Source organism: Streptomyces cellostaticus (genome assembly GCF_001513965.1).
Taxonomy (GTDB): domain Bacteria; phylum Actinomycetota; class Actinomycetes; order Streptomycetales; family Streptomycetaceae; genus Streptomyces; species Streptomyces cellostaticus.
The window spans coordinates 87,522-109,600 of the sequence record NZ_KQ948027.1 but is presented as its reverse complement, the minus strand read 5'-3'; the positions used below and the strand labels follow the sequence as shown (position 1 = coordinate 109,600).

Annotated in this window: 21 protein-coding genes and 1 pseudogene; 11 read left to right on the top strand and 11 right to left on the bottom strand. The window is 68.8% G+C overall.

Features of this window, described 5'->3' with window-relative positions; translation table 11 throughout:
* The 3 genes and pseudogenes from AQI88_RS47090 to AQI88_RS24125 form a co-directional block, all read right to left on the bottom strand.
* A pseudogene (locus tag AQI88_RS47090) lies at nt 1–815 on the bottom strand (hypothetical protein); the annotation flags it as partial.
* Between the two features lie 160 nt (nt 816–975).
* Nucleotides 976–1,308, bottom strand: coding sequence for a response regulator transcription factor (locus AQI88_RS49105; protein WP_425264577.1), 333 nt, complete (start codon nt 1,306–1,308; stop codon nt 976–978).
* A gap of 1,173 nt (nt 1,309–2,481) precedes the next feature.
* Nucleotides 2,482–3,210: a hypothetical protein gene (locus tag AQI88_RS24125; protein WP_067002951.1), complete on the bottom strand. Its 729-nt coding sequence runs from the start codon at nt 3,208–3,210 to the stop codon at nt 2,482–2,484.
* Nucleotides 3,211–3,633: 423 nt separating this feature from the next.
* Here AQI88_RS24125 and AQI88_RS46040 point away from each other — a divergent pair, with 423 nt between their 5' ends.
* A complete protein-coding gene (locus AQI88_RS46040) occupies nt 3,634–4,065 on the top strand; it encodes a hypothetical protein (protein ID WP_159050385.1) in 432 nt (143 codons plus the stop codon).
* A gap of 946 nt (nt 4,066–5,011) precedes the next feature.
* Here AQI88_RS46040 and AQI88_RS24120 read toward each other — a convergent pair.
* From AQI88_RS24120 to ku, 3 genes are all read right to left on the bottom strand, one after another.
* Entirely contained in the window at nt 5,012–5,497 is a 486-nt protein-coding gene (locus AQI88_RS24120) for a hypothetical protein (protein WP_067002949.1), read from the bottom strand.
* A 478-nt stretch (nt 5,498–5,975) separates the two neighbouring features.
* Complete coding sequence (locus tag AQI88_RS24115; RefSeq protein ID WP_067002947.1) at nt 5,976–7,049, bottom strand: hypothetical protein; 1,074 nt, start codon at nt 7,047–7,049, stop codon at nt 5,976–5,978.
* Between the two features lie 167 nt (nt 7,050–7,216).
* On the bottom strand, nt 7,217–8,263 hold the full coding sequence (gene ku / locus AQI88_RS24110; RefSeq protein WP_067002945.1) for a non-homologous end joining protein Ku: 1,047 nt from the start codon (nt 8,261–8,263) through the stop codon (nt 7,217–7,219).
* Between the two features lie 62 nt (nt 8,264–8,325).
* On the opposite strand from ku, the gene ligD reads away from it, so the two are divergent.
* The gene (ligD, locus tag AQI88_RS24105; RefSeq protein WP_067002943.1) at nt 8,326–9,207 is read left to right on the top strand and encodes a non-homologous end-joining DNA ligase; all 882 of its coding nucleotides are present in this window, start codon (nt 8,326–8,328) and stop codon (nt 9,205–9,207) included.
* A 351-nt stretch (nt 9,208–9,558) separates the two neighbouring features.
* Here the strand turns inward: ligD and AQI88_RS24100 are convergent, their stop codons facing one another.
* Nucleotides 9,559–10,362, bottom strand: coding sequence for a nuclease-related domain-containing protein (locus tag AQI88_RS24100; protein WP_067002942.1), 804 nt, complete (start codon nt 10,360–10,362; stop codon nt 9,559–9,561).
* 176 nt (nt 10,363–10,538) lie between these two features.
* On the opposite strand from AQI88_RS24100, the gene AQI88_RS24095 reads away from it, so the two are divergent.
* The 6 genes from AQI88_RS24095 (at nt 10,539) to AQI88_RS47870 (ending at nt 16,178) form a co-directional block, all read left to right on the top strand.
* Complete coding sequence (locus tag AQI88_RS24095; RefSeq protein ID WP_107118653.1) at nt 10,539–10,970, top strand: protein-tyrosine phosphatase family protein; 432 nt, start codon at nt 10,539–10,541, stop codon at nt 10,968–10,970.
* A 94-nt stretch (nt 10,971–11,064) separates the two neighbouring features.
* Nucleotides 11,065–11,823, top strand: coding sequence for a hypothetical protein (locus AQI88_RS24090; RefSeq protein WP_067002938.1), 759 nt, complete (start codon nt 11,065–11,067; stop codon nt 11,821–11,823).
* Nucleotides 11,820–13,070, top strand: coding sequence for a sensor histidine kinase (locus AQI88_RS24085; protein WP_067002936.1), 1,251 nt, complete (start codon nt 11,820–11,822; stop codon nt 13,068–13,070). Before AQI88_RS24090 ends, AQI88_RS24085 begins: the two co-directional genes overlap by 4 nt.
* Before the next feature lie 155 nt (nt 13,071–13,225).
* Nucleotides 13,226–14,587: an FtsW/RodA/SpoVE family cell cycle protein gene (locus AQI88_RS24080; RefSeq protein ID WP_067002934.1), complete on the top strand. Its 1,362-nt coding sequence runs from the start codon at nt 13,226–13,228 to the stop codon at nt 14,585–14,587.
* Between the two features lie 23 nt (nt 14,588–14,610).
* Nucleotides 14,611–16,068, top strand: a complete 1,458-nt coding sequence (locus AQI88_RS24075; RefSeq protein ID WP_107118652.1) for a penicillin-binding transpeptidase domain-containing protein — start codon at nt 14,611–14,613, stop codon at nt 16,066–16,068.
* Nucleotides 16,065–16,178, top strand: coding sequence for a DUF3291 domain-containing protein (locus tag AQI88_RS47870; RefSeq protein ID WP_244184285.1), 114 nt, complete (start codon nt 16,065–16,067; stop codon nt 16,176–16,178). Before AQI88_RS24075 ends, AQI88_RS47870 begins: the two co-directional genes overlap by 4 nt.
* Here the strand turns inward: AQI88_RS47870 and AQI88_RS24070 are convergent.
* The gene (locus AQI88_RS24070; RefSeq protein ID WP_317936537.1) at nt 16,162–16,962 is read right to left on the bottom strand and encodes a hypothetical protein; all 801 of its coding nucleotides are present in this window, start codon (nt 16,960–16,962) and stop codon (nt 16,162–16,164) included. The two genes, AQI88_RS47870 and AQI88_RS24070, sit on opposite strands and share 17 nt — an antisense overlap.
* Nucleotides 16,963–17,021: 59 nt before the next feature.
* Nucleotides 17,022–18,131 carry a ferritin-like domain-containing protein gene (locus AQI88_RS24065; protein ID WP_067002928.1) on the bottom strand — a complete coding sequence of 370 codons (1,110 nt, stop codon included), beginning with the start codon at nt 18,129–18,131 and terminating at the stop codon, nt 17,022–17,024.
* A 123-nt stretch (nt 18,132–18,254) separates the two neighbouring features.
* Between AQI88_RS24065 and AQI88_RS24060 the strand changes: the two genes are divergently transcribed.
* Nucleotides 18,255–19,193, top strand: coding sequence for an AurF N-oxygenase family protein (locus AQI88_RS24060; protein WP_067002926.1), 939 nt, complete (start codon nt 18,255–18,257; stop codon nt 19,191–19,193).
* Nucleotides 19,194–19,245: 52 nt separating this feature from the next.
* Here AQI88_RS24060 and AQI88_RS43475 read toward each other — a convergent pair whose 3' ends face one another.
* Both AQI88_RS43475 and AQI88_RS24050 read right to left on the bottom strand, forming a co-directional pair.
* Nucleotides 19,246–19,761 (bottom strand): peptidase inhibitor family I36 protein, encoded by a 516-nt coding sequence (locus AQI88_RS43475; protein ID WP_425264576.1) that lies wholly within the window; start codon nt 19,759–19,761, stop codon nt 19,246–19,248.
* Between the two features lie 575 nt (nt 19,762–20,336).
* Nucleotides 20,337–20,816: a hypothetical protein gene (locus AQI88_RS24050; protein WP_067002922.1), complete on the bottom strand. Its 480-nt coding sequence runs from the start codon at nt 20,814–20,816 to the stop codon at nt 20,337–20,339.
* A gap of 273 nt (nt 20,817–21,089) precedes the next feature.
* On the opposite strand from AQI88_RS24050, the gene AQI88_RS24045 reads away from it, so the two are divergent.
* Both AQI88_RS24045 and AQI88_RS24040 read left to right on the top strand, forming a co-directional pair.
* Nucleotides 21,090–21,746, top strand: a complete 657-nt coding sequence (locus AQI88_RS24045) for a TetR/AcrR family transcriptional regulator (protein WP_067002920.1) — start codon at nt 21,090–21,092, stop codon at nt 21,744–21,746.
* A gap of 4 nt (nt 21,747–21,750) precedes the next feature.
* Nucleotides 21,751–22,056 carry a hypothetical protein gene (locus AQI88_RS24040; RefSeq protein ID WP_067002918.1) on the top strand — a complete coding sequence of 102 codons (306 nt, stop codon included), beginning with the start codon at nt 21,751–21,753 and terminating at the stop codon, nt 22,054–22,056.
* The last annotated feature ends 23 nt before the right edge of the window (nt 22,057–22,079 follow it).

The following is a 22,079-nucleotide window of genomic DNA, read 5'->3' as shown; positions in this document are numbered from 1 at the left end:
GTCTGCGTCGTACCCGTGGTGCTGGTCGGTGGCGTCTGCGTCGTGCTGGTCGGCGGTGTGCCCCCAAGTTGCACGAACGGAACACCGCTAGGTGACGTCGTGGTCGTACCCAACGGTGCAGCGGTGGTGCCGGTCGGCGGCGTCTGCGTCGTGCCAATCGTCGTACCCGTGGTGCTGGTCGGCGGAGTCTGCGTCGTACCCGCCGGCGTCTGCGCGGTACCCGTTGGCGGCGTCTGCGTCGTACCCGTGGTGCCCGTTCCAGCATTGTGCAACAAGAGGCCAAGGAGACCACTCTCCTTGTGACTCTTGTTGCGCATCTTGTGGTATGCAGGCGCAGGGAAGCATTTGGCCTTTACGATGATAGCCCCAACCGTTACCGGCACCCACCCGCCAACAATTGCAGCCCCAGTTGCGATGGTGAAGATTACGACGTCTTCTTTTGTGGGCGCAAGGGATTGAACCAGGTTTTTGTCGCTGAGCAACTGCCTGAGGATTTGCTCTCCGGCTTTCTTGCCGACAGCCTCTGGGATGCGCCTCGTCGTTTCATTAACCGCGACCCGCGTTGAGATCAGCTTAACGAACTTGAACCCTGACCCTATCCCCTTTCCCGCAGCAATAGTCTCACTCGCCGTGGCCGCTACGCATGAAGCCACATCTGCGGGTATGTCGTAGCTCGCACGAGGAGCTAGTTTGGCCACTACTTTCACAGGCGCGGCGGGCGCTGCACTCGCCTGGCTTGCGACGAAGCCACAAACACCAGTCATCATGCATGACGCCGTACCTACACTGATGCCGTGCACTACGCTCTTTTTCATGATCATCCCCTGCGGGTGTCGCTGAGGTCCGCCCCCTCGAAACGGAGCCCACCCCATCGGCCACAAACACGTCATGCCGATCAACCTCAGTCTGCTCTGATGCCCTAGGAGGAGAAAGGGGAAGAGCTACCCACGCTACAGGTGGAACTACCCACACGATTCACTTCGGCATCCCATGTTTCAGCGCGAGGCGAGTTAGATCCGCCCGTCGCCTCAGTCCAGTCTTCGCTCGCAGTCGATCTAAATGCGAATGCACCGTATGCTCACTTATTTGCAGCTTTCTTGCAATCTCTCGATCCGTATATCCGGCTGCAAGAAGTTCCAGAATCTGTCTTTCCCGTCCGGTGATGCTCGCGTTAACGCCGAGGAGTTGCGTGACGTTCGCGGAAATGTAGGTTCGATCGCATGCAACTGTTCGGATTGCCGTGAGCAATTCCGACTCTTCGACATCATGGTCTAGATACCCGCGCGCTCCCGCGTGAATTGCCGTCATTGCATCACACTGTATCGTCGAGGAAGACAGAACGATCACTCTGCATCCGCGGTGACACAGATGAGAAATTCCTTCATGGATAACATCGAAAGCCGACGGAACAAGGATCACAACGTCCGGCAATTCAGACTCACTTTTGCTTTTTAGTGCCGTTTCACCTCCTCTTGATGAGAAGATCTCAAGTTGCAGATCGGCTGCCGCACTCAGAGCATACTGAATTCCCCGTCGCAGAAGTGGGACATCGCAGAGAATGGCAACACGCTGCAACCTGTGATTCATTGGCATTCCAAGGGCGCTATGTGGCCGTAAGGATTAGACACCTTCCAGTCTGGATTATTAGGGGTCGTACGGCATCCCTACCTGGGCCAACCGTGGGCGCGACTGACAGCACCGCTGCTGAACCGGAGTACAGCAACCACACCAACCTGCCCGGTGAGCATGGCACGACGGCTTTCAAACTGCACGCCACGGCCCGAGGTGTGCGGGCGATCAGTCACCGGTGAAGACGGGGACGATCACTGCTGCGATCGCGGAGAGCAGGCCGGCTACGGCCAAGAAGGCGTTGAACTTCTCCTTCGCGGTCGGGAAAACGGCACGACTCACGTCCCCGACTTTGCTCCGCAACACGATCATCTTAAGCTTCTGCCAACGATGCTGGCGGTTTCGGCACCCCATCAGTACGCCGTAAGCGTTGTTCCGGCAGTAGGTCCGACCGTCCCGATTGACCGCCCCACACCAGACCGGCACCTGGAAGGAAGCGTAGGCGAAGACCGCAACGGACAAGGCGGCGATGATCGGGAGGGCCCATCGCTGGGTCCACGCGACGACGAGTGCCCCAACCGCGACATATCCCCAGTACAGGCGCATAGCTTTCCCCATAGGAGCGCAGCGTAATGGTATACGCGCAGCTCAAGCAGCAGCACGAATCAGACAGAATCGCCGCTATGGCGCGTGCGCCCCTCTTGACTGCCGATGCCTCTGACGTAGCGGTCCGGGCCGTCCCTGGGCCGTGCGGGGGTGCTCACCGACCACCAACGCTGACAGACGACAACGGCTCCGCCGCTGGTCAGAACGCCGACCAATGACGGAGCCGCAGATCGCAGGCGTGCGATATCAGAACTTCGGCTACTGATCGCATCCAGACGTGCTCACCCACAAGCCCACTCCTGCGCACTACTCTCCCGGGGAAACCGCCTGGAGCAGCGAAAGGCAATCTCTTCCGAAGTTCGTGAGGATCCACATCTCGGTTGGATCGTCATCGCTCATAGCAACTCTGCCTATGCCGTCATCTTTGATGATTCCCTCCGCGGCGAGACGAGCGATCGAGGCGTCCAGCACCTTGGCGAACCCAGGGAGTTCGGTGAGGATCTCCGGGTGCCTCCACCCGGGGAAACGCTCTTGATACCAACCTTCTGGCGTCGGGTGTGTCTCCTTAGCGAGGACTTCGAGTAGCTTGACCTCAGGGGCCTCAATTCCTGCGAGGCCCCGCACGCGGAGGCGCTCCGCGTCGACTGAGGCCTCGTCGCGCACACCGCGCCCCAGGCACCTGCCGAGCGCAACGATCTTCTCTGCAAGGGGTGTCTCCATAGCGGCCTGGACGGTCTCCGACATCAAGGCCAGCAGATCTGGGCTGGTCTCGACTGTCTGAACAAGGCGGTTCAGAGACCGCTGGGCCTCCTCTGAGCCTGCTTGGAGTGCTCGTGCCGCTCGCTCTTCGCGACGCGCACGTTCTCTCTCGATGAGTCCCAGGACCGGGGCGTCGAGGTACTCCTTCAGGGCCCCAAGGGCGATGCCGGCTACTGGATTGAACATCCCGACTGTCGCGACGATTACGCCGGTTGTCGCCTTGACGCCAGCCTCGGCCGACGATCCTGATTTGATCTCATGCGCTTCGTGGCCCATGCGGGCAATGCTAGTGAGCAGTGGCTTCCACGTAGACAGTCCAGGAACGTCAGTTGCTGTACAGCAGCGCAGTACCGCAACCGCACCCGTCCAGTAGTGTCCCTCCCGAGCCCCGCAGCGGCCGGAATAGTCACTCCTGGCCGATCCGGCTAGAGCTATGGATCAGGTGCCTCTCTACCGACTGCACGGCGCCAGCACATAGCGGCAGTGAGTGTCTAACTGCGTGACAACCGCGACGAACAGCCCGGACAAGCGCGGACGCCTGCGGACCAGCAGCGCAGGTGGCGGGCGAGCCAGCCCAGAACCTCAGGGATCACTGCAAAGTGTGGGGGCCGTGGCCCGCCACCGGCAGCAGTGTTCACCTGCGCGGCAAGCTTCGGAGCCGCTACTCTACGGCTCCTTTGTCAGGCCGGGAGGGGACTCGTGCGTGGACTTCTGCGCTGTTGTGCGGTGATCAGCGCTGCGCTGATAGTCGGCTGTAGCAACTCTACCGACGTCCGGCCCGCTCCAGCGGCGAAGGTCAAGATCGGAATAGATTCCTACTACGCCGATCAAGAAAAGACACAACGTGAACTGAACGATCCCATAGGATTCCGTGTGCGTACGGCGATCGACGAGATATCTCTTGATCGGATCGACGACTACGTATGGTGCTACTCCTACCATCGGGAGCGAACGGTCCTTGTCGGCGACGCAGGTTGGGAACCGTGGGCAAGTGGTCGTGAGTGCATGTGGGTGGACGACCCCGGCGACGGATCGGGAGAGTTTGAGGGCCTGCGTGTCGAGATGCTGACCGATACGCAGGTCGCTCACTTGAAGGAAGAGGGGAAGTGGCCTTCCGACGTCCCGCGCTGAAAGTAAGATCCGCCAAGCGGACGTCTTCGGGGCATTCAGTGCCCTCCACAGCGAGCCGTGGCACCCAGGGTGAAGTCGGCCGTCTATGGGCCGTACGAGGCCGCGCGACGCCAACCGACAACGACGGCCGCGGGAGGTCTGCCCGGCGCCAGAACTGTTCCGCTGACATCCAACGGTGACATCAACGAGGGCGGACAGCCGCGACGGCCGACAGCCACGTCCGACACCTGTGCGCGCGGTGGACCGCAGCTGCGCCCGAGCGGGATCGAACTCCTAATGCGGGGCTCACAAGAGCTGCTGCCGACGGCAGCGCTGACGGCGGCGGCGCTCGACAGCCCAGCGCGGTACGGGCAAAGTGACGGCGTCCCAGCCCACCAAGGCCTGCCCGCATCTTCTAAGCCCTTGGCCGCAGGTTCGAGGCCTGCGGGCGGTAGGCGCCCGACACACCTCCGACACAGTCTGTGCCGCTGGCACCAGCTGGCGGACTCCGCCGCAGGTCAGAGAGCTATGCGGGGCGATCGGCACAATCACTCCGGAGCCGTGTGCGCAGGTTCGAATCCTGCCGGGGGCACCCGATCATGAGGTGCCCAAAGACCCCGTCACCAGCGGAAACGCTGAGGCCGGGGTCTTCGCGTTTGTGCAGGCGTATGCGGCCCGGAGCCGCCGTATGTCGGGGTCTGGGACGAGGCGTGGACGGGATCTTGGAGCATCGTCGCAGGTGACGTCCGGGATAGGCGAGGGCTCGCACCAGCGCCGGGCGACCCCGCCCACTACGAGTCGTCAGAGCGCGGGGGGGGCACGCACGGGCGCCTGCGAGGAGAGCCGGCTCCTACTGAGGGGCACCGGCACAGCCGCCTGCCTCCGGCCGCCCTCGGGTTGTCCTGATGCCGGGCCCGGAAGCCGCCTGCCGCCCGCCTGACCGTCGGCGAGGGCGAGGGGGCGCCTCCTACTTGTCGAGGGCGTCGAGTTGGCGATGGAGGAGCTTCTGCGCCCCGCTGCGGTCGGGGGTCGCGGCGGTGAAGTAGTGGATGTAGACGAACAGGTTGTTGCGGACGCTGATCAGTTTGACACCGGCGTTGCCGAGGCTGTCGAGGGTGCTGAGGACGGAACCGGTGGCGTGGTCCGCGGGGTCCGCGAAGGTCTGCCGGTGCGGCGTGCTGCTGGTCTGCCAGGTGTGTGCCATGGACTTGTACATGCTCTCGGCGCCGGTGGGCGCGGCGAACCGAACGAGGAAGATGTCGGCCTGGCTTCCATCCGTACCGATCCAGCCCTGCCGCGCGGCCGCGGCGAAGCGTCGGCGCACGAGCACGGCCTTCTCCCGCGAGACGGCGTGCGCGGCGAAGAGTCCGTGGGCGAAGCCGTCCAGGTCCAGCGCGCCGTTGCGGTCGGTCCAGGCATGCGCGCCTGCCGGTACCGGCAGGATGGTGGCCATGAGCTGTGCTCCCACCCCAGACGCAGGTGCACCCGAGGTCGAGGAGGGGGTTGCAGGGGCCGACGGAGATGAAGCCGCCGAGCCCATGGCCGCCGGCGAAGGCTGGGAGCGTGGCGTTGAACAGCCGGCCAGCACTGCCGCCAGAAAGGTTGCGGCGAGGACCTCGGCATATCGTCTCGGTATGTGCACGCCGGGATCATGGCCGACCCCACGATCTTGCGTCCAGTGTCTTTCCGGGTGCTGCCGGACTACTGGGTGAGGTCTGCTGGGACAGCGGTTCCCCAGCCTGCGGACCAGGCCGCCAACCGCACATCGTGTAAGTGCGGCACGGCCCCGCCGTCAGCGAGTTCGCTGAGTGCGGGGTCCTGTTGTTTGCCCGCCGAGCACGCCAGGTCCAGCTCGTCGTCGCCTCTGTGCGGTCAACTCCCGGTGTGGAGCGGGGAGTTCGCCGCTCTGTGGGACTCCTCTTGTGCTGGGGCTACTCCGCCAGTCCCTGTAGGGTCTCCTCCTCGTCGTTCGCGGCGTAGGGATGGACGGATCGTTCGTCGTCGAGGGGGGTGAACCAGTCCCCCGCTCGGGTGGGTACGACGTCCAGGCGGTCGAGGGCCGCGTTCTCGTGCACGCCGTCCGCGAAGGTTTCCAGGGCGGTGGTGACCTCCTCGGTGAGGAGGCCGTACATGTCGGCCATCACCTCGGCCTGGGTGAGGAGGAGGCCCAGCAGGAGTTCCTCGGCCACGCAGTTCACCTGGCCGAACTGCGGCTGGGTGAGGCGGCCCGTCAGGGACACCGCCGTGACCACCAGACGGCGGACGAACAGGACCGTGTACTCGACGGCGTACTGCGGGGGCAGGTCGTCCAGGATCATGAAGGCGGTGTCGCTCTCCGCGACCGTCGGGCCGTCCTCCTCCAGGGCGGCCAGGTCCGTGAACAGTTCGTCGATCAGCAGGTCGATGGCGTAGATGACGGCGCCGGCCGCGACCTCCGCGGCCTCTCGGCCGACGGTCCGCTCCTCGGGGGCCGAGCAGTAGCCGAAGACGTCCAGGGGGAAGGCCTTCAGGCCCGGGGCCAGCGCGCGGAGGGTGGCGCGCATGGCCTTCGCTTCGGCCGCGTCCGGGCCGCCCGGTGTCGCGGGGGGCGCCGCTGCCGCATGGCGCCGGGCGCGTTCCGCCGGGTCGGCCGGCGGGGCGTCGGGGCCGTCGGCCGCGTCCAGGCTCTCCTGGAGCAGTTCGGAGTTCAGTTCCACTGCGCAGCGGGTGATCTGCCAGTCGGCGAGCGGTTCGGTTCGTTCCAGGAGTTCTGCCACGACCTCACGGGCGGCGCCCTCCGCGAATTCCAGTGCCGGTGCGTCCACGAAGAGTTTCAGCAGGACTCCTCCGGGATGGGCGGCGATGACGTCGTCCATCAACTCGATCTCCATCCCGTCGGGTCCCTCGATCGCCTCGAGCGAGTCGAACCCCTTCCGCAACAGGAAGATGACGCCCTCCCGCTGCAGCACGTCGAGTTCCAGAGCGCCCTTGGGAGGGGCCATGGCCACGGTCACCACGTATGTCACCCCCTCATCGTGCCCGAATCACCGCACTTCAGGGGTAGGAATTCCGGTCCGTTCCCCCCGGGGGGCCGTCCTCGGGGGTCGTCGTCGGGGGTCAGTCCTCGGGGGTCAGTCCTCGGGGGTCCGTCCTGGGGGGTCCGTCCTGGGGGGGCGTGATGCTCCCCCCCCGGTCACGCCGAGCGCTTGCGTGCTGTCGTCTTCTTTGCCGGCGTCTTCTTCGGACCGGTCTTCTTCGCCGTCGCCGTCGTCTTGGCTGTCGTCTTGGCCGTCGTCTTCTGCGTCGTCTGCTTGGCGGTCGTCGACTTCTTCGGGGCCGTGGTCTTCTTGGCGGCGGCCTTCTTCGTCGCCGCCGACGTCGACTTCTTGCCGCCCGTCTCCTTGGGGGTGGTGGTCCGGCGCCGGGCCAGGGGGCTGACCTCGGCCTCCTTGGCCGGTTCCGCACCCCGGGACTCGCGGGCCGCGCGCACGCTGTTCTCCAGGGCCGCCATCAGGTCGAGCACCTTGCCGCCGGCGGCGGGCTCGGGGGCCTCGGGCGGGGACTCACCGGCCGCCTTCGCGGCGATGACCTCCCCCAGCGCCTCGCGGTACTCGTCGTGCAGGTCGTCCAGGTCGACCTCGCCGAGGGTGTCCATCAGGGCGTCCGCGAGATCCAGTTCCTTGTCGCGGACGGTGACGTCCGTGTCCGGCGCCACGCCTTCGGGGGCGCGTACCTCGTCCGGCCAGAGCAGGCCGTGCATGGCGATGGCGTCGCCGACCACGCGCAGCATGCCCAGGCGTTCCCGGCCGCGCAGTGCGTACTTGGCGATGGCGATCTTGTTGCTGCGTTTGAGGGCCTCGCGCAGCAGGGTGTACGGCTTGGCGGCGGGGGCTCCGCTGGCGGCAAGGTAATAGGCGGCGTCCATCTGGAGCGGGTCGATCCGGTCGCCCGGCACGAAGGCGACGATCTCGATCGTGCGGGCGGTCGGGATCGGGAGGTGGGCGAGGTCGTCATCGGTGATCGGGATGATCGAGCCGTCCGCGTCCTCGTATCCCTTGCCGATCTCCGCCTGGCTGACCTCGCGGTCCTCCAGCTCGCACACCTTGCGGTAGCGGATGCGGCCGTTGTCCTCGGTGTGGATCTGGCGGAACGAGATCGAGTGGCTCTCGGTGGCGTTCACCAGCTTGATCGGGATGCTGACGAGACCGAAGGAGATGGCGCCGTTCCATATGGATCGCACGTGCAGCAGCCTTCCTTTCGGTTTCTGGTGTTACGTGGCCAAATGTCTGGGAGTGTCATCCTATGACGCCTATCACAGAGGTGGAGGGACGGCGGGTCGCGCTCAGCAACCTGGAGAAGGTGCTGTATCCGGAGAGCGGCTTCACCAAGGGGGAGCTGCTGCACTACTACGCGACCACCGCCGAGGTGGTGCTGCCGCATCTGCGGGACCGCGCCGTGTCCTTCCTGCGCTATCCGGACGGGCCGGACGGACAGGTGTTCTTCACCAAGAACGTGCCGCCGGGCACGCCCGAGTGGGTGACGACGGCCGAGGTGCCGCGGTCCGAGGGGCCGGCCCGGATGGTCGTCGTACAGGACCTGGCGAGTCTGGTCTGGGCGGCGAATCTGGTGACCGAGTTCCACACGCACCAGTGGCTGGTCCAGGCGCCGGACGAGGCGGACCGGTTGGTCTTCGACCTCGATCCCGGCGCGCCCGCGACGATCGTCCACTGCTGCGAGGTCGCCCTGTGGCTGCGGGAGCGGCTCGCGGCGGACGGGATCGAGGCGTACGCGAAGACGGCCGGGTCGAAGGGGCTGCATCTGCTGGCGGCCGTGCGCGGGAGTTCGTCCGAGCGGACGAGTGAGTACGCGAAGGCGCTCGCGGTGGAGGCCGAGCGGGCGATGCCGCGGCTGGTGGTGCACCGGATGACGAGGAGTCTGCGGCCGGGGAAGGTGTTTGTCGACTGGAGCCAGAACGCTGCGCGCAAGACGACGGCGGCGCCCTACACGCTGCGGGCGCGGCGGGTTCCGCTGGTGTCGGCGCCGGTGAGGTGGGAGGAGGTCGCGGACTGCCGGGTGCCTGCGCAGCTGGAGTTTGTGGCCGATGACATTGCGCCGCGTGTGCAGGATCATGGGGATCTGCTGGCCGGGTTGCTGGATCCGCGGCGGTCGGTGTCGCTGCCCTGAGGAGGGTTCTCGCCCCCGCCGCCCCTACCCGTCCCGACCAGGGGACTCCGTCCCCTGCCACCCCTGCTGGGGGCTACCGCCCCCAGACCCCCGCTCCGGCCCTGAACGGGCCTTGTCCTCAAACGCCGGACGGGCTGGATGTCGGGCCTCCACCCCAGACACCAAACGGGCCGAGTGCCAGGCCTCCTCCCCATACACCGGACGGGCTGGGTGTCCGGCATACTCCCCAGACGCCAAACGGACCGGATGTCCGGCCTCCACCCCATACGCCAAACGAGCCGAGTGTCGGGCCTCCTCCCTCGAACGCCGGGCCGGCTGATGTGCGCGAGCCCGCCTGCACCGTGACCCCGCCTACACCCTCCCCCACGTGTTCCGGTCCCTCGCCATCGCGTGCAGTGCCTCCACGTCCGCCGGCTTCAGGACCCCGCCCGGTGCGGCGAGAGTCGGCAGCTCGGGGACCTGGAGGATGCGGACGCCGCGGGGCGGGGCCGTGATCCTCAGGTCGGCCGGGCCCGCCAGGGCCAGGGCCGGGCGGACCTCGGCGGTCAGGGCGTAGGAGGCGCGGTCGGCGTCGGCGCGGAGGTGGCGGAGCAGGGGCTCGGGCTCGCGGCGGCCCACCGTGACCATCGGGTCGGCCACCAGGACCCGCTGTTTGCGGGCGTACAGGGCGTGCACGGCGAAGAGGCCGCCGGGGCCGATGAGCAGGTGGTGGATGCGGTTGCCGCCGGGGAGCGGGATGGAGTGCAGGGCGTGCCAGCCCGCCTCCTCCATCCGGTCCAGTGCCTCGCCGACCGTCTGCTCGGCGGTCAGGGCGCGCCGGCGCAGGTCGGGGCGGATCCTGCGGGCGGGGCCCGGGTCGCGGTCCAGGGCGATGAGCAGGGCCTCACCGGGGCGGTTGGGTGCCAGGTCGTCGTCCGGGTGCAGGGTCAGCCGGGCCAGTTCCGCGGGGGTCGGGACCGGGGGCGGGCCCACGGTCACCGGGCCGGTCAGGAACGGCTTCAGGGCTTCGAGTACGTCCTCCCGGTGTTCCTCGCCGATCAGGTTGACCCGGCCCGTCTCACGGTCGTACCAGGCGACACTGCTTCCGTCCGGGCCGCAGACGTACAGCCGTTCTCGGCCGTGCCGCCAGGTCGGCACCACGCGCAGTCCGCTCATGCGCCATCACCCCTCGACCATGGGAACAGGAGGGGTGCTCATGGGGCAAGAACCCCGTTACTTTGGAGGGTGGCCCTGTGAGGGGAGTTGGGGAGGCAGCGTTGCGGACCCACGAACAGCAGCACCGCGTACCGGCTCCGGACCGCCCGTGGAGCGAGATCGAGCCCGGCCTGTGGATGGGCGGGCACAAGTTCCTGGGCCGGTCGGGACGGCTGGAGTTCGCCTTCGTACGGGACGAGTTCGATGTGGTGCAGACGCTGTTGGAGCTGCCCGGGTACGGGCCCGGTCCGAGGGCCGAGCATCACGTCTGGGCGATTCCGGACGGCCCGCTGGACGGGACCCAGCTCGCGGGGGTGATGCGGCTGGCGCGGGCGGCGAACGAGGCGCTGGACTGCGGCCGCTCGGTCCTGGTGCGCTGCTACCACGGGTACAACCGTTCGGGTCTGGTCGTCGCGCACGCCCTGGTCCGGCGGGGCCGCACCCCCGAGGAGGCGATCGCCCTGATCCGGGCCAGGCGCTCCCCGTGGGCGCTGCACAACGAGCTGTTCGTCGACTACCTGCGCGCGGGACTGACCACCGCCCGCCTCCTGGAGGAACTGGCCGAGTAGCCTCTGCTCCAGCACCTCCTTTGGTGCGCAAAAAGGACTTCCCTACGAATAAGGTGTACGGGGCCACGATCGTCCCCGAAGCCCCAGGAGCACCGTGTCAGCCCGTCGCCCCGTGCGCACCGCCCTCGTCGCGGCCGCCGTCGCCCTGCTCTGGGTGACGGCGGCGGCCTGCGGGGACGCGGGCGGCCTGGAGGGGGCCGGGACGACCCCGACCGCGATCAGCCCGGCGAAGCTCTGGCCGGACCTCAGACCGGCGTCCAGCCCGGCCTACCCCTACGACGAGGCGGCCAGGGAGACCGTCAAGGGCATCGCCGTGCCCGGCGACGACATCCGCAAGGTCGATCCGGTGGACGTCGTCCAGGCCGAGATCGCGGCGCATCCGGCCGACTACGGGTCGAAGGGGGCGTACCACGCGACCGTGGACCGGATGAAGGAGTGCGCCCCCGGCGGGGACCGGGCGCGCTGTCCGCTGCTGAAGGCGTACTACCGGGATCTGAACGGGGACGGCCGGGACGACATGACCGTCGGCTTCCGGCTGTATCCGACCAACCAGACGGCGGTACGGGTCTACACGGTCGAGCACCACAAGCTGGTGCAGGTGCTGGCCGACAACGACGCGATCATCGGGGTCGAACTGGCCGGGCGGGCGGTGATCGTCCGCTCCCCGGCAGGGATCTCCGGGTACGAGTACCGCACCACCTGGGCCTGGGACCCGGACCAGCGGGCGATGGTGTTCTCCCGGGACGAGTTCCTGCGCACCGGCAAGGGCCGGCACAGCCACACGCCCGCCCCCTCCGCCAGCACCTCCGCCAGCATCTCTCCCGACGTCTCCCCGCCGGCGGGCACGCCGTGAGGCTGGCGGTGCCCCGGTGGACGGGGACGCTCGCGGTGAAGGCGGCCACGTTCATCACGGTGATGTGCTGCGCGCTGGCCGCGCTGCTCGGTGTCCTGGTGCATGTGTCGGTGACCAACCAGACCGTCGGCCAGGCCCGTGACCTGGCGCTGTCCCGGCTGCAGGACGCCACCGAGGCGTACGAGGCCGGGGACGCGCTGCTGCCGGGTGCGGCGGTCGACCCCGAGGGGCTGCCCACGCCGCTGCGGACGCTCGCGCTGGCCGGGGACCGCGGCACGATGGTCTCCTCGCACCGGGGGCGGCCCACCATGTGGGCGGCCGGTCCGGCCGAGGACCATCACGCGCTCGCGGTGGAGGTCGACTACTCGCAGCAGTCCGGCACGATCGCCGGGCTCGACAAGTCGATCCTGGGGTCGTCGGCGCTGGCGATCGGGGCGACGGTACTGGTCGGCGCGTTCGCGGTGACCCGGGTGACGCGCCGGCTGCACGGCACCGCGCGGGTGGCCCGGCGGATCACCGCGGGCGATCTGGACGCCCGCGTGGACGATCCCCGTACGAAGGACCCGACCCGCCCCCAGGACGAGGTGGCCGTGGTGGCGGCCGCGCTGGACACCATGGCCTCGTCGCTGCAGAGCAAGCTGCTGAGCGAGCAGCGGTTCACCGCGGACGTGGCGCATGAGCTGCGCACCCCGCTGACCGGGCTGCACGCGGCGGCCGAGCTGCTGCCGCCGGGCCGGCCGACCGAGCTGGTGCGGGACCGGGTGGCGGCGCTGCGCACGCTCACCGAGGACCTGCTCGAGATCTCCCGTCTGGACACCGGCCGGGAGAAGCTGGAGGTGGACACCGAGGAGCTGGGTGCACTGGCCCGGCGGGTGGTGCGGGCCTCGGGTACGGACACCGAGGTGCGGATCGTGCGGGACGCCCGGGTGGAGACCGATCGGCGGCGCCTGGAGCGGGTGCTGGGGAATCTGGTGGCCAACGCGCACAAGCACGGGGGCCCTCCGGTGGTTTTGACGGTCGACGGGCCCGTGGTGACCGTGCGCGACCACGGAGGCGGGTATCCGGAGTACCTGGTGGCGCACGGGCCGCAGCGGTTCCGTACCGAGGGCGGGGCGAAGGGGCATGGGCTGGGGCTGACCATTGCGCTGGGGCAGGCGGAGGTACTGGGCGCTGCGCTGGCCTTTGCCAATGCCGTGGATGGAGGGGCGGTTGCGACGCTGAGGCTGCCTTGGGCGGAGGGCCGGTAGGGACTCGGGGCTGCGGGTGATCTGCGGGGTGCGGGTTGTGTGTGGCTGGTCGCGCCCACGCGGCGGAGCCGCACATGGATACAGCCCCGCGCCCCTTTGGGGCGCGAAACCCGAGGTTGGCCTCACAACACCCCCTATGTGGGTAAGTTCCGGACATGACCAAGGCCGGAACCACCCTGGCGGCGACGCAGGCATCAGCCCCCGCCGTACGCCTCCCCCGGCGCCGTGGCATCGAACTCGCCCTGATCGTGCTGGCCGTTCTGCTGTCGGTGTACGGCTACTGCGCCGTGGGGGTGGCGAGGACCGGCGCCGTCCCGCCCGGTGCCGTCGGCTACGGCGCCGGGCTCGGCGTGCTGGCTCTGTTCGCGCATCTCGCGGTCCGCATCCGGGCGCCCTACGCCGACCCGCTCCCCCTCCCCATCGGCGTGCTGCTCAACGGCCTCGGCCTGGTGCTGATCTACCGGCTGGACCTGGAGACGCCGGGCGATCGGGCGGCCCCCGCCCAACTGGTGTGGTCCACGCTCGGGATGGGCCTGTTCACTCTCGTCATCCTGGTGCTGCGCGACCACCGGGTCCTCCAGCGCTACTCCTACGTCTGTGTGGTCGCGGCCCTCGGCCTCCTCCTGCTGCCGATCCTGTTCCCGGCGGTCAACGGCGCCCGCATCTGGATCCGGATCGCCGGATTCTCCATCCAGCCGAGCGAGTTCGCGAAGGTGCTGCTCGCGGTGTTCTTCGCCGCCTACCTGGCCGCCAACCGCAGCGCGCTCGCCTACACGGGCCGCCGGCTGTGGCGGATGCAGTTCCCGACCGGACGGGTGCTCGGCCCGATCGTGACGATCTGGCTGCTGAGCGTCGGCGTCCTGGTCCTGGAACGGGATCTCGGCACCTCACTGCTGTTCTTCGGCCTGTTCGTGGTCCTGCTGTACGTCGCCACCGGCCGCACCGGCTGGATCGCGGTCGGCCTGGTGCTCGCGGTGCTCGGCGCGTTCGCCGTCGGCCGCCTCGAGCCGCACGTGGGCGGCCGGATCGAGGACTGGCTGCACCCCTTCGCGACGATCGAGGCCGGGCTCGGCCCCAACCAGCTCTCCCAGTCCCTGTTCGCCTTCGCGGCGGGCGGTGTCCTCGGCACCGGGCTGGGGCTCGGCCACTCCATCCTCATCGGCTTCGCCGCCAAGTCGGACTTCATCCTGGCGACGGCGGGCGAGGAGCTGGGCCTCGCCGGTCTTGCGGCGGTCTTCCTGCTCTACGCCCTGCTCGTGGAGCGCGGCTACCGCGCGGGCCTCGCCCTGCGCGAGCCCTTCGGCCGGCTCCTCGCGGTCGGGCTCGCCTCGATCGTCGCGCTCCAGGTGTTCGTGATCGCGGGCGGGGTCACCGGCCTGATCCCGCTGACCGGCATGGCGATGCCGTTCCTCGCCCAGGGCGGCTCCTCGGTCGTCACCAACTGGGCGATCGTGGCCCTGCTGATCCGGGTGAGCGACTCGGCCCGCCGCCAGTACGACGGGCGGGAGGCCCCGTGAGCGAGTACGCGAACGGCCGGCCGATGGCCAGGTACATCCGGCACGCCTGGGCGTTCTGCGCCCTGCTGCTGGTGGCCCTCCTCGTCAACGCCGCCCGTGTTCAGGTCGTCCAGGCCGGCTCCTACGGCACCAACCCGGCCAACCGCCGCCCCACGATCGCCCGTTACCACCAGCCGCGCGGCGACATCCTGGTCGGCGGCGAGCCGGTCACCGGGTCCACGGACACCGGCGAGCAGTTGCGCTACGAACGTACCTACCGGGACGGCCCGTTGTACGCGCCGGTCACCGGCTTCGCCTCACAGCTGTACGGCACCACGCTCCTGGAGGGCGCGGAGGACGCAGTGCTCTCCGGCAGCGACCCGATGCTCTCGCCCTTCCCGCTGTGGAACGACATGACGCGGGGGCCCAGCCCCGGCGGGGACGTGGTCACCACCCTGGACCAGGGCGCGCAGCGGGCGGCGTACCGGAAACTGGCCGGACGCAAGGGCGCGGTGGCCGCGATCGATCCGGTCACGGGTCGCATCCTGGCGCTGGTGTCGACGCCGTCGTACGACCCGGCCGCGCTGTCCGGCAACAGCGAGGCGACGGCCTCGGCGTGGGAGCGGCTCAACCACGACCCGGAAAGGCCGATGCTCAACCGGGCGGTACGGCAGACCTATCCGCCGGGTTCGACCTTCAAGGTGGTCACCGCGGCGGCGGCGCTGGACGCGGGTGTGGTCACGGACCTGGACGCGAAGACCGACTCCCCCGACCCCTACCGGCTGCCCGGTACCACCACCAGGCTGACCAACGAGGGCGACGGCTGCACCGACGCACCGGTGCGGGAGGCCTTCGAGTGGTCGTGCAACACGGTGTTCGCGAAGCTGGGCGTGGACGTCGGAGCGGCGAACATGTCGGCCACGGCCCAGGCGTTCGGCTTCAACGACACCCGGCTGCGGATCCCCTTCTCCGTCTCCCCCAGCACCTTCGACACCCATGTGGACAAGGCGCAGCTGGCCCTGTCCTCGATCGGGCAGTACAACACGCGGGCGACCCCGCTGCAGATGGCGATGGTCGCGGCGGCCGTGGCCAACGGCGGCCGGCTGCGGGCGCCGTACCTGGTGGAGCGGACCACCCGCAGGGGCGGCGAGACGATCGCGGGCGGCGGGGTACGGCCCGACCGTCAGGTGATGCGCCCGTCGACGGCCGTACGGCTGCGGGAGCTGATGACCGACGTGGTCCGCGAGGGCACCGGCGCCAACGCGGCCATCCCCGGCGCCACGGTCGGCGGCAAGACCGGCACCGCCCAGCACGGCGTCGGCAACTCCGGTGTGCCGTACGCCTGGTTCGTCTCCTGGGCGCAGGCCGACGCCGACCTGGAACCGAAGGTGGCGGTAGCGGTGGTGGTCGAGGACGCCTCGGCGGACCGGGGCGAGATCAGCGGGGGCGGGGACGCGGCGCCGATCGCGAAGGAGGTGATGCGGGCCGTTCTTCGGTCATGACGCAGACGACCGCCGCTCGCGAACTCGCCGAGTGGGTCGAGCGGGTCGCCGAGGCGATGACCGTGCTGTGGTGGGTGCAGGACGCGGTGACGGTCAGCCGATCGGCTTGAGCATCTCCGCGCGGACCTTGGCGGTGTCCCGGGCGGCGGCTTCGAGGTCCACGTCCGCGGAGGAGGCCGTCAGGGCGCTCGTGTCGACCTGGACCACCACGGCGGCCGTGTTGCCGTCCGCCCAGGCACAGACCGGGTAGGTCAGCGTCGCACTGGACCGCTTCTGGACCACGACCTCGCAGCTGATGGTGGTGTCCGTGCCGGACGGAGTGAGATCCCTCCTGGGCTCTGCCACCGTCACGCCGTCGGCCTCGCCGACCCCCTTGAGCATGTTGTTGCGGCCCTTGGTCGTGTTCTGGAACCGCCCGTAGAGACCGGACACCACGAGGGTGCCCTTGGTGTCGTCGCCGCCCGGGCTGTAACGGCCCACCACGGAGTCGGTGACCTTGGCGTCCCAGGAGCCGTCGACCTCGTTCTTGATCTTCCGGCCCTCGCTGTCGGAGAGGTCGTCGGCGAGGTCGTACTTCTGGTCGAGCAGGGTCTTGGGCAGCGTGAGCTTGTTCTTCGCCTCGGGGAAGCCGGCCTCGATCTTCATCCCGATCACGCCCAGGGCCACCAGGCCCCCGACGAGCAGGAGGAGGACCCCGCCCACGATCCCGAGCACCAGCCCGACCCGGCGCTTCTTCGGCGGCGGGCCCATGGGCGGCATGCCCCACCCGGGGTACGGCTGCTGCGGGTACGGCTGTTGCTGGGGGTACGGGGAGCCGTACGGACCCGGAGGCGGCGGGGCCTGCGGGGGCTGCTGACCGTACGGGTACTGCGGCTGCTGCGGCGGCGGAGGCATGGACACGCCAGCACGCTACTGCACCCGGGTGAACCGGCCGGAACCGCACCCGGCGGCGGTCAGGCCTCGGCAGCCCCCGACTCGATCGCCTCCCGCACCTCCGCCACCCGCTCCTGCTCCTCCGCGGCGAAGCGTTCGGCGTCGAGCTGCTCGGCGATCTCCTCGTCCTGGGCCATCAGCAGGTCCAGGCTGGAGTCGCCCATCTCGAAGACGCCCATGTCGACATAGGCCTGCTGGAGCCGTTTGCCCCACAGGCCGATGTCCTTGACGCAGGGCACGATGCGGCTGAAGAGAAGGCGCCGGAAGAGCTGGAGGAACTCGGAGTTCTCGCTGAACTGCTCCGCCTCGGCCCGGGGGATGCCGAAGTTCTCCAGGACCTCGACGCCGCGCAGCCGGTCGCGCATCAGGTAGCAGCCCTCGATGACGAACTCCTCGCGCTCACGCAGTTCGGCGTCGGTGAGCTGCTGGTAGTAGTCGCGCAGCGCCATGCGGCCGAAGGCCACGTGCCGGGCCTCGTCCTGCATCACGTAGGCGAGGATCTGCTTGGGCAGCGGCTTGGTGGTGGTGTCGCGGATCATGCCGAACGCGGCGAGGGCCAGGCCCTCGATGAGGACCTGCATGCCGAGGTAGGGCATGTCCCAGCGGCTGTCGCGGAGCGTGTCGCCGAGGAGGGACTGGAGGTTGTCGTTGATCGGGTAGAGCATCCCGATCTTCTCGTGCAGGAAGCGGGCATAGATCTCGGCGTGCCGGGCCTCGTCCATCGTCTGGGTCGCCGAGTAGAACTTGGCGTCCATGTCGGGCACCGACTCCACGATCCTGGCCGCGCAGATCATCGCGCCCTGCTCGCCGTGCAGGAACTGGCTGAACTGCCAGGAGGCGTAGTGCCGGCGCAGGTCGCCCTTGTCCTTGTCGGAGAGCTTGGCCCAGTACGGGGTGCCGTAGAGCGACATCGACTCGTCGGGGGTGCCCAGCGGGTCGTACGGGTCGACCTCCAGGTCCCAGTCGATGCGCGTCCGTCCGTCCCACTGCTTGTCCTTGCCCTTCTGGTACAGGGCGAGCAGGCGGTCCCGGCCCTCGTCGTATTCCCAGCTGAACCGGGCCGCGCCGGTCGCGGGCACCTGCCAGGGGGAGTCTCCGGGCTCGCTGGCGTACAGGTCGTAGGTCGGCATACCTCGCAGGCTCACACGTAGACGCCGAGTCAACAAGTCATGTGCAAGGGATTGACGGTCTTGCTGACAAGCAGTCTCATAAGAGGCGGACGACGTACCCCCGGGTAACGAGGTGAGGGAGCCATGACGACCCTGACGGACGCGGACGCGCTGGACGGACTGCGCGACGCGCTCGGCCTGCTCAAGGACCGCGAACAGGTGGCCGAGCGGCTGCTCGTCTCTTCCGCCAAGCACTCCTTCGACCCGGACAAGGAGCTGGACTGGGACGCGCCCTTCGAGGAGGGCAAGTGGTTCTGGCCGCCGGAGCTGGTCTCGCTCTACGACACCCCGCTGTGGCGGCGGATGAGCGAGGAGCAGCGGATCCTGCTCTCCCAGCACGAGGCCGCGGCGCTGGCCTCGCTCGGGATCTGGTTCGAGCTCATCCTGATGCAGCTGCTCGTCCGGCACATCTACGACAAGGCGGCGACGAGCGCGCATGTGCGGTACGCCCTCACCGAGATCGAGGACGAGTGCCGGCACTCGAAGATGTTCGCGCGGCTGATCGCGCGGGGCGATGCCCCCTGGTACCCGGTGAGCCGGGCCCACCTGAACCTCGGCCGCCTGTTCAAGACGATCTCGACGACGCCCGGCTCCTTCACGGCGACGCTGCTCGGCGAGGAGGTGCTGGACTGGATGCAGCGGCTGACCTTCCCGGACGAGCGGGTGCAGCCGCTGATCCGCGGCGTCACCCGCATCCACGTGGTCGAGGAGGCCCGGCACGTCCGCTACGCCCGCGAGGAGCTGCGCCGCCAGATGCTGACGGCACCGAAGTGGTCCCAGGAGTTCACCCGGGTCACGTCCGGCGAGTTCGCCCGCATCTTCTCGGTGGCCTTCGTCAACCCCGAGGTGTACACCAACGTCGGCCTCGACAAGCGGGAGGCCATGGCCCAGGTGAAGGCCAGCGGACACCGCCGGGAGGTCATGCAGACCGGCGCGAAGCGGCTGACCGACTTCCTGGACGACATCGGTGTGCTCAGGGGTGCGGGGCGACGGCTGTGGAGGTCGTCGGGGCTGCTGGCGTAGCCGCAGCCCCCGACCTCGTCAGCGTGGCACGGTCAGGCTGCTCGCCCGCACGTCACCGCTTGACCTCGAAGACGTCGACCTTGTCGTTCCAGTCGCCGCCGCCGGGGTAGTCCATGTTCTTGAAGTTCGCCCAGCCGTGCGGGGGAACGAGGTCACGCTGCCGGTCGTGCAGCGGCCACGAACGGGAGTCCCAGATCGTCGCGTATCCGTAGTTGAGCGGCCAGCGAGCCACCCAGTAGAAGGCCGAGCTGACCTGGTCGCGGAATCCGTAGTCGGCGAGGTTCTTCTTGCCGTCGCTGGAGAACTGCAGACGCCTGCCCTTGTAGTTGGGGTCCGCATACAGACACCAGTAGTCGGAGGTGCAGGTGTCGTGGGGGTCGGAAGCAGCCGCGAGCTTGGCGGCCTTGAGGCTGTCCTTGCGGACCTTGGCAGGGAGAGCAGGGTCCGCCAGGGACTCCGCGTCCGTGTCGTAGCAGTGGAACTCCCCGCCGGGAAGTTCCGTGCAGATGTTGGCGCCTTCCCAGGACTTGGCGAGGTTGACCTTCCGCCCGTCGTATTCGGCGATCACCGGCTTCACCGGATCCGCCGTCGACGAGCCTGCCGTCGGCTCTGCGGTGGGTTCCTGGGTGGTCGTGGCCGACGGCTCCGGAGTGGGTCCCTCCGCGTGTGCCACCGGACCCGCGCCCAGCAGAAGGGCCCCGGCAGAGGCTGTGGCCAGGAGGGCTGAGGCGAGAGATCTGCGCATCAAGAGGTTTTCTCCACAGTGGTGTCGTAGTGGTGCAACGTGGTCCCGCCAGGGCCGTACACGTTCAGCACACAGCCCTGAGCGAGGCTGACGCCCTGTCTGGCGAGGAGGGGGGTCACTGTCCTGGCGAAGCCGTCGAAGCCGCCGCGCAGCCGGACCTCGGCGTGTCAACGGCTCCTGGAGCACGACGACAAAAAGACACGCACACATGAGCGGCATCGCGGCATGACGATGTATCTCTCCCCCGTGGCGACACTGTTCCCCCGGTCGCCTGCTGACTGGCGTGCACGGCGATGGATTGGTCAAGATCCGTCGCGTGCAGGGTCACCTTAGTTCGCTCTTCACTCCCGCTGGCGCAAAACATTCGCTACCGACCGCAGTTGACCGAAATCAGGCCCCTACCGGTACACAACGACGAAGGAGCCGAGGAGCAGCGCGGCCGCGGCGGACAGTCCCAGGATCCGGTAGGGACGCCATACCGTCAGCGCCAGCGCGGCGGCCCACACCGCTCCCGCGACGGTGGCCGGCCACAGACCGGCCACCGACTCCGCGGCGTCCAGCGGGAACGGCGCCAGCAGGAGCGTCGGCGGGATCACCGCCAGCCGGGGGCGGATGCCCAGAAGCCGATACGCCACGACCAGCCCGACGAGCGCGATGGCGAACGCGACGGGGAGCGAGACGGCCGGCCACACCGTCATGCAGAAGTCCGGTGCGTTGGCGCAGGTGCGGCTGTCGTAGCGGTTCGCCGAGTCCACCAGCCCGAGCGACAGGCAGGTGAGAGCGGCACCGGTTCCGGCAGCACCCAGGACGCGCGTGGCCAGTCCTCCACCGGAAGGCGCAGCACGCTCGTCGTGGCGCTGCGCAGAAGGAGTGTTCATGACAGCATCGTTTCTCTTCACGGCGGCCGGGGCCTGAGTACGCGTACTCAAGCCCCGGTCTTCTACTGCAGCGCCTTTTCCAGCATGTTCACGTAGAGGCGGGCTCCCACGATCTTGCGGCACGCAACCGGCGCAACCCGCGCGGGGCGACGCGCGCAGCATGGCTTGTTTTCGATGACCAAGATCGCCTGTTGTGGGCATCCGGTGCGCCTTCGACCTGGGCCTACGGGCGCCTGCACCCCCCGCGCCCTCACGCCGATTAGGCTGCCGGTCATGACCCCGGCCCCCACCCCCGCCTACCGCCGACTGAGTGTCGAGGAGCGACGAAGCCAGCTGCTCACCGCCGCCCTGACCCTCTTTGCACACCGCGCCCCCGAGGACGTGTCGCTGGACGACGTGGCGGAGGCGGCCGGGGTCTCCCGTCCGCTGGTGTACCGGTACTTCCCGGGCGGCAAGCAGCAGCTGTACGAGGCCGCGCTGCGCTCCGCCGCCGAGGAGCTGCAGCACTGCTTCGACGAGCCCCTCGAAGGCGCCCTGCTGCCCCGCCTGTCCCGCGCCCTGGACCGCTATCTGAGCTTCGTCGACGGGCACGACACCGGCTTCAGCGCGCTGCTCCAGGGCGGCAGCGTGGTGGAGACCTCGCGGACCACGGCCATCGTGGACGGGGTCCGCCGGGCCGCCGCCGAGCACATCTACCGCCACCTCGGTGTCACCGACCCCGGCCCGCGGCTGCGCATGACCGTACGGACCTGGATCACGGCCGTCGAGGCGGCCTCCCTGATCTGGCTGGACGAGGACAAGCAGCCCCCGGTGCAGGAGCTGCGCGACTGGCTGGTCGAGCAGTTCGTGGCCGTCCTCACCGTCACCGCCGCCCGCGACCCGCAGACGGCCGCCGTCGTCGGCGCGCTCGCCGACGATGGCCGAGACTGAAGCGGTGAAGAGTCAGGACACCCCCTTCGAGGGCGGCCCCATGGACGGGCGCGTACTGCCGGTCATGGTCGGCCCCACCGGGCACCCCCCGAAGACGTACCGCATTCCCGTCCCGGACCCCGACGGCGGCCCGCCCACGGTGCTCGTCTACCACCGGGTGCCGCGCGGACACAGCAAGCGGCTGGGTCTGATCCAGGGGTGGAAGTACCAGTACGAGCCCGCCGGCGACCAGGGCGGCAGCCGCGTCAGGTGGCCCTGGTCCAAGCCGGACAATACGACATCCGGCAAGCCGGGTGACCCGACCGGGTGAGATGGCTGCGCCGAACGGCGCAC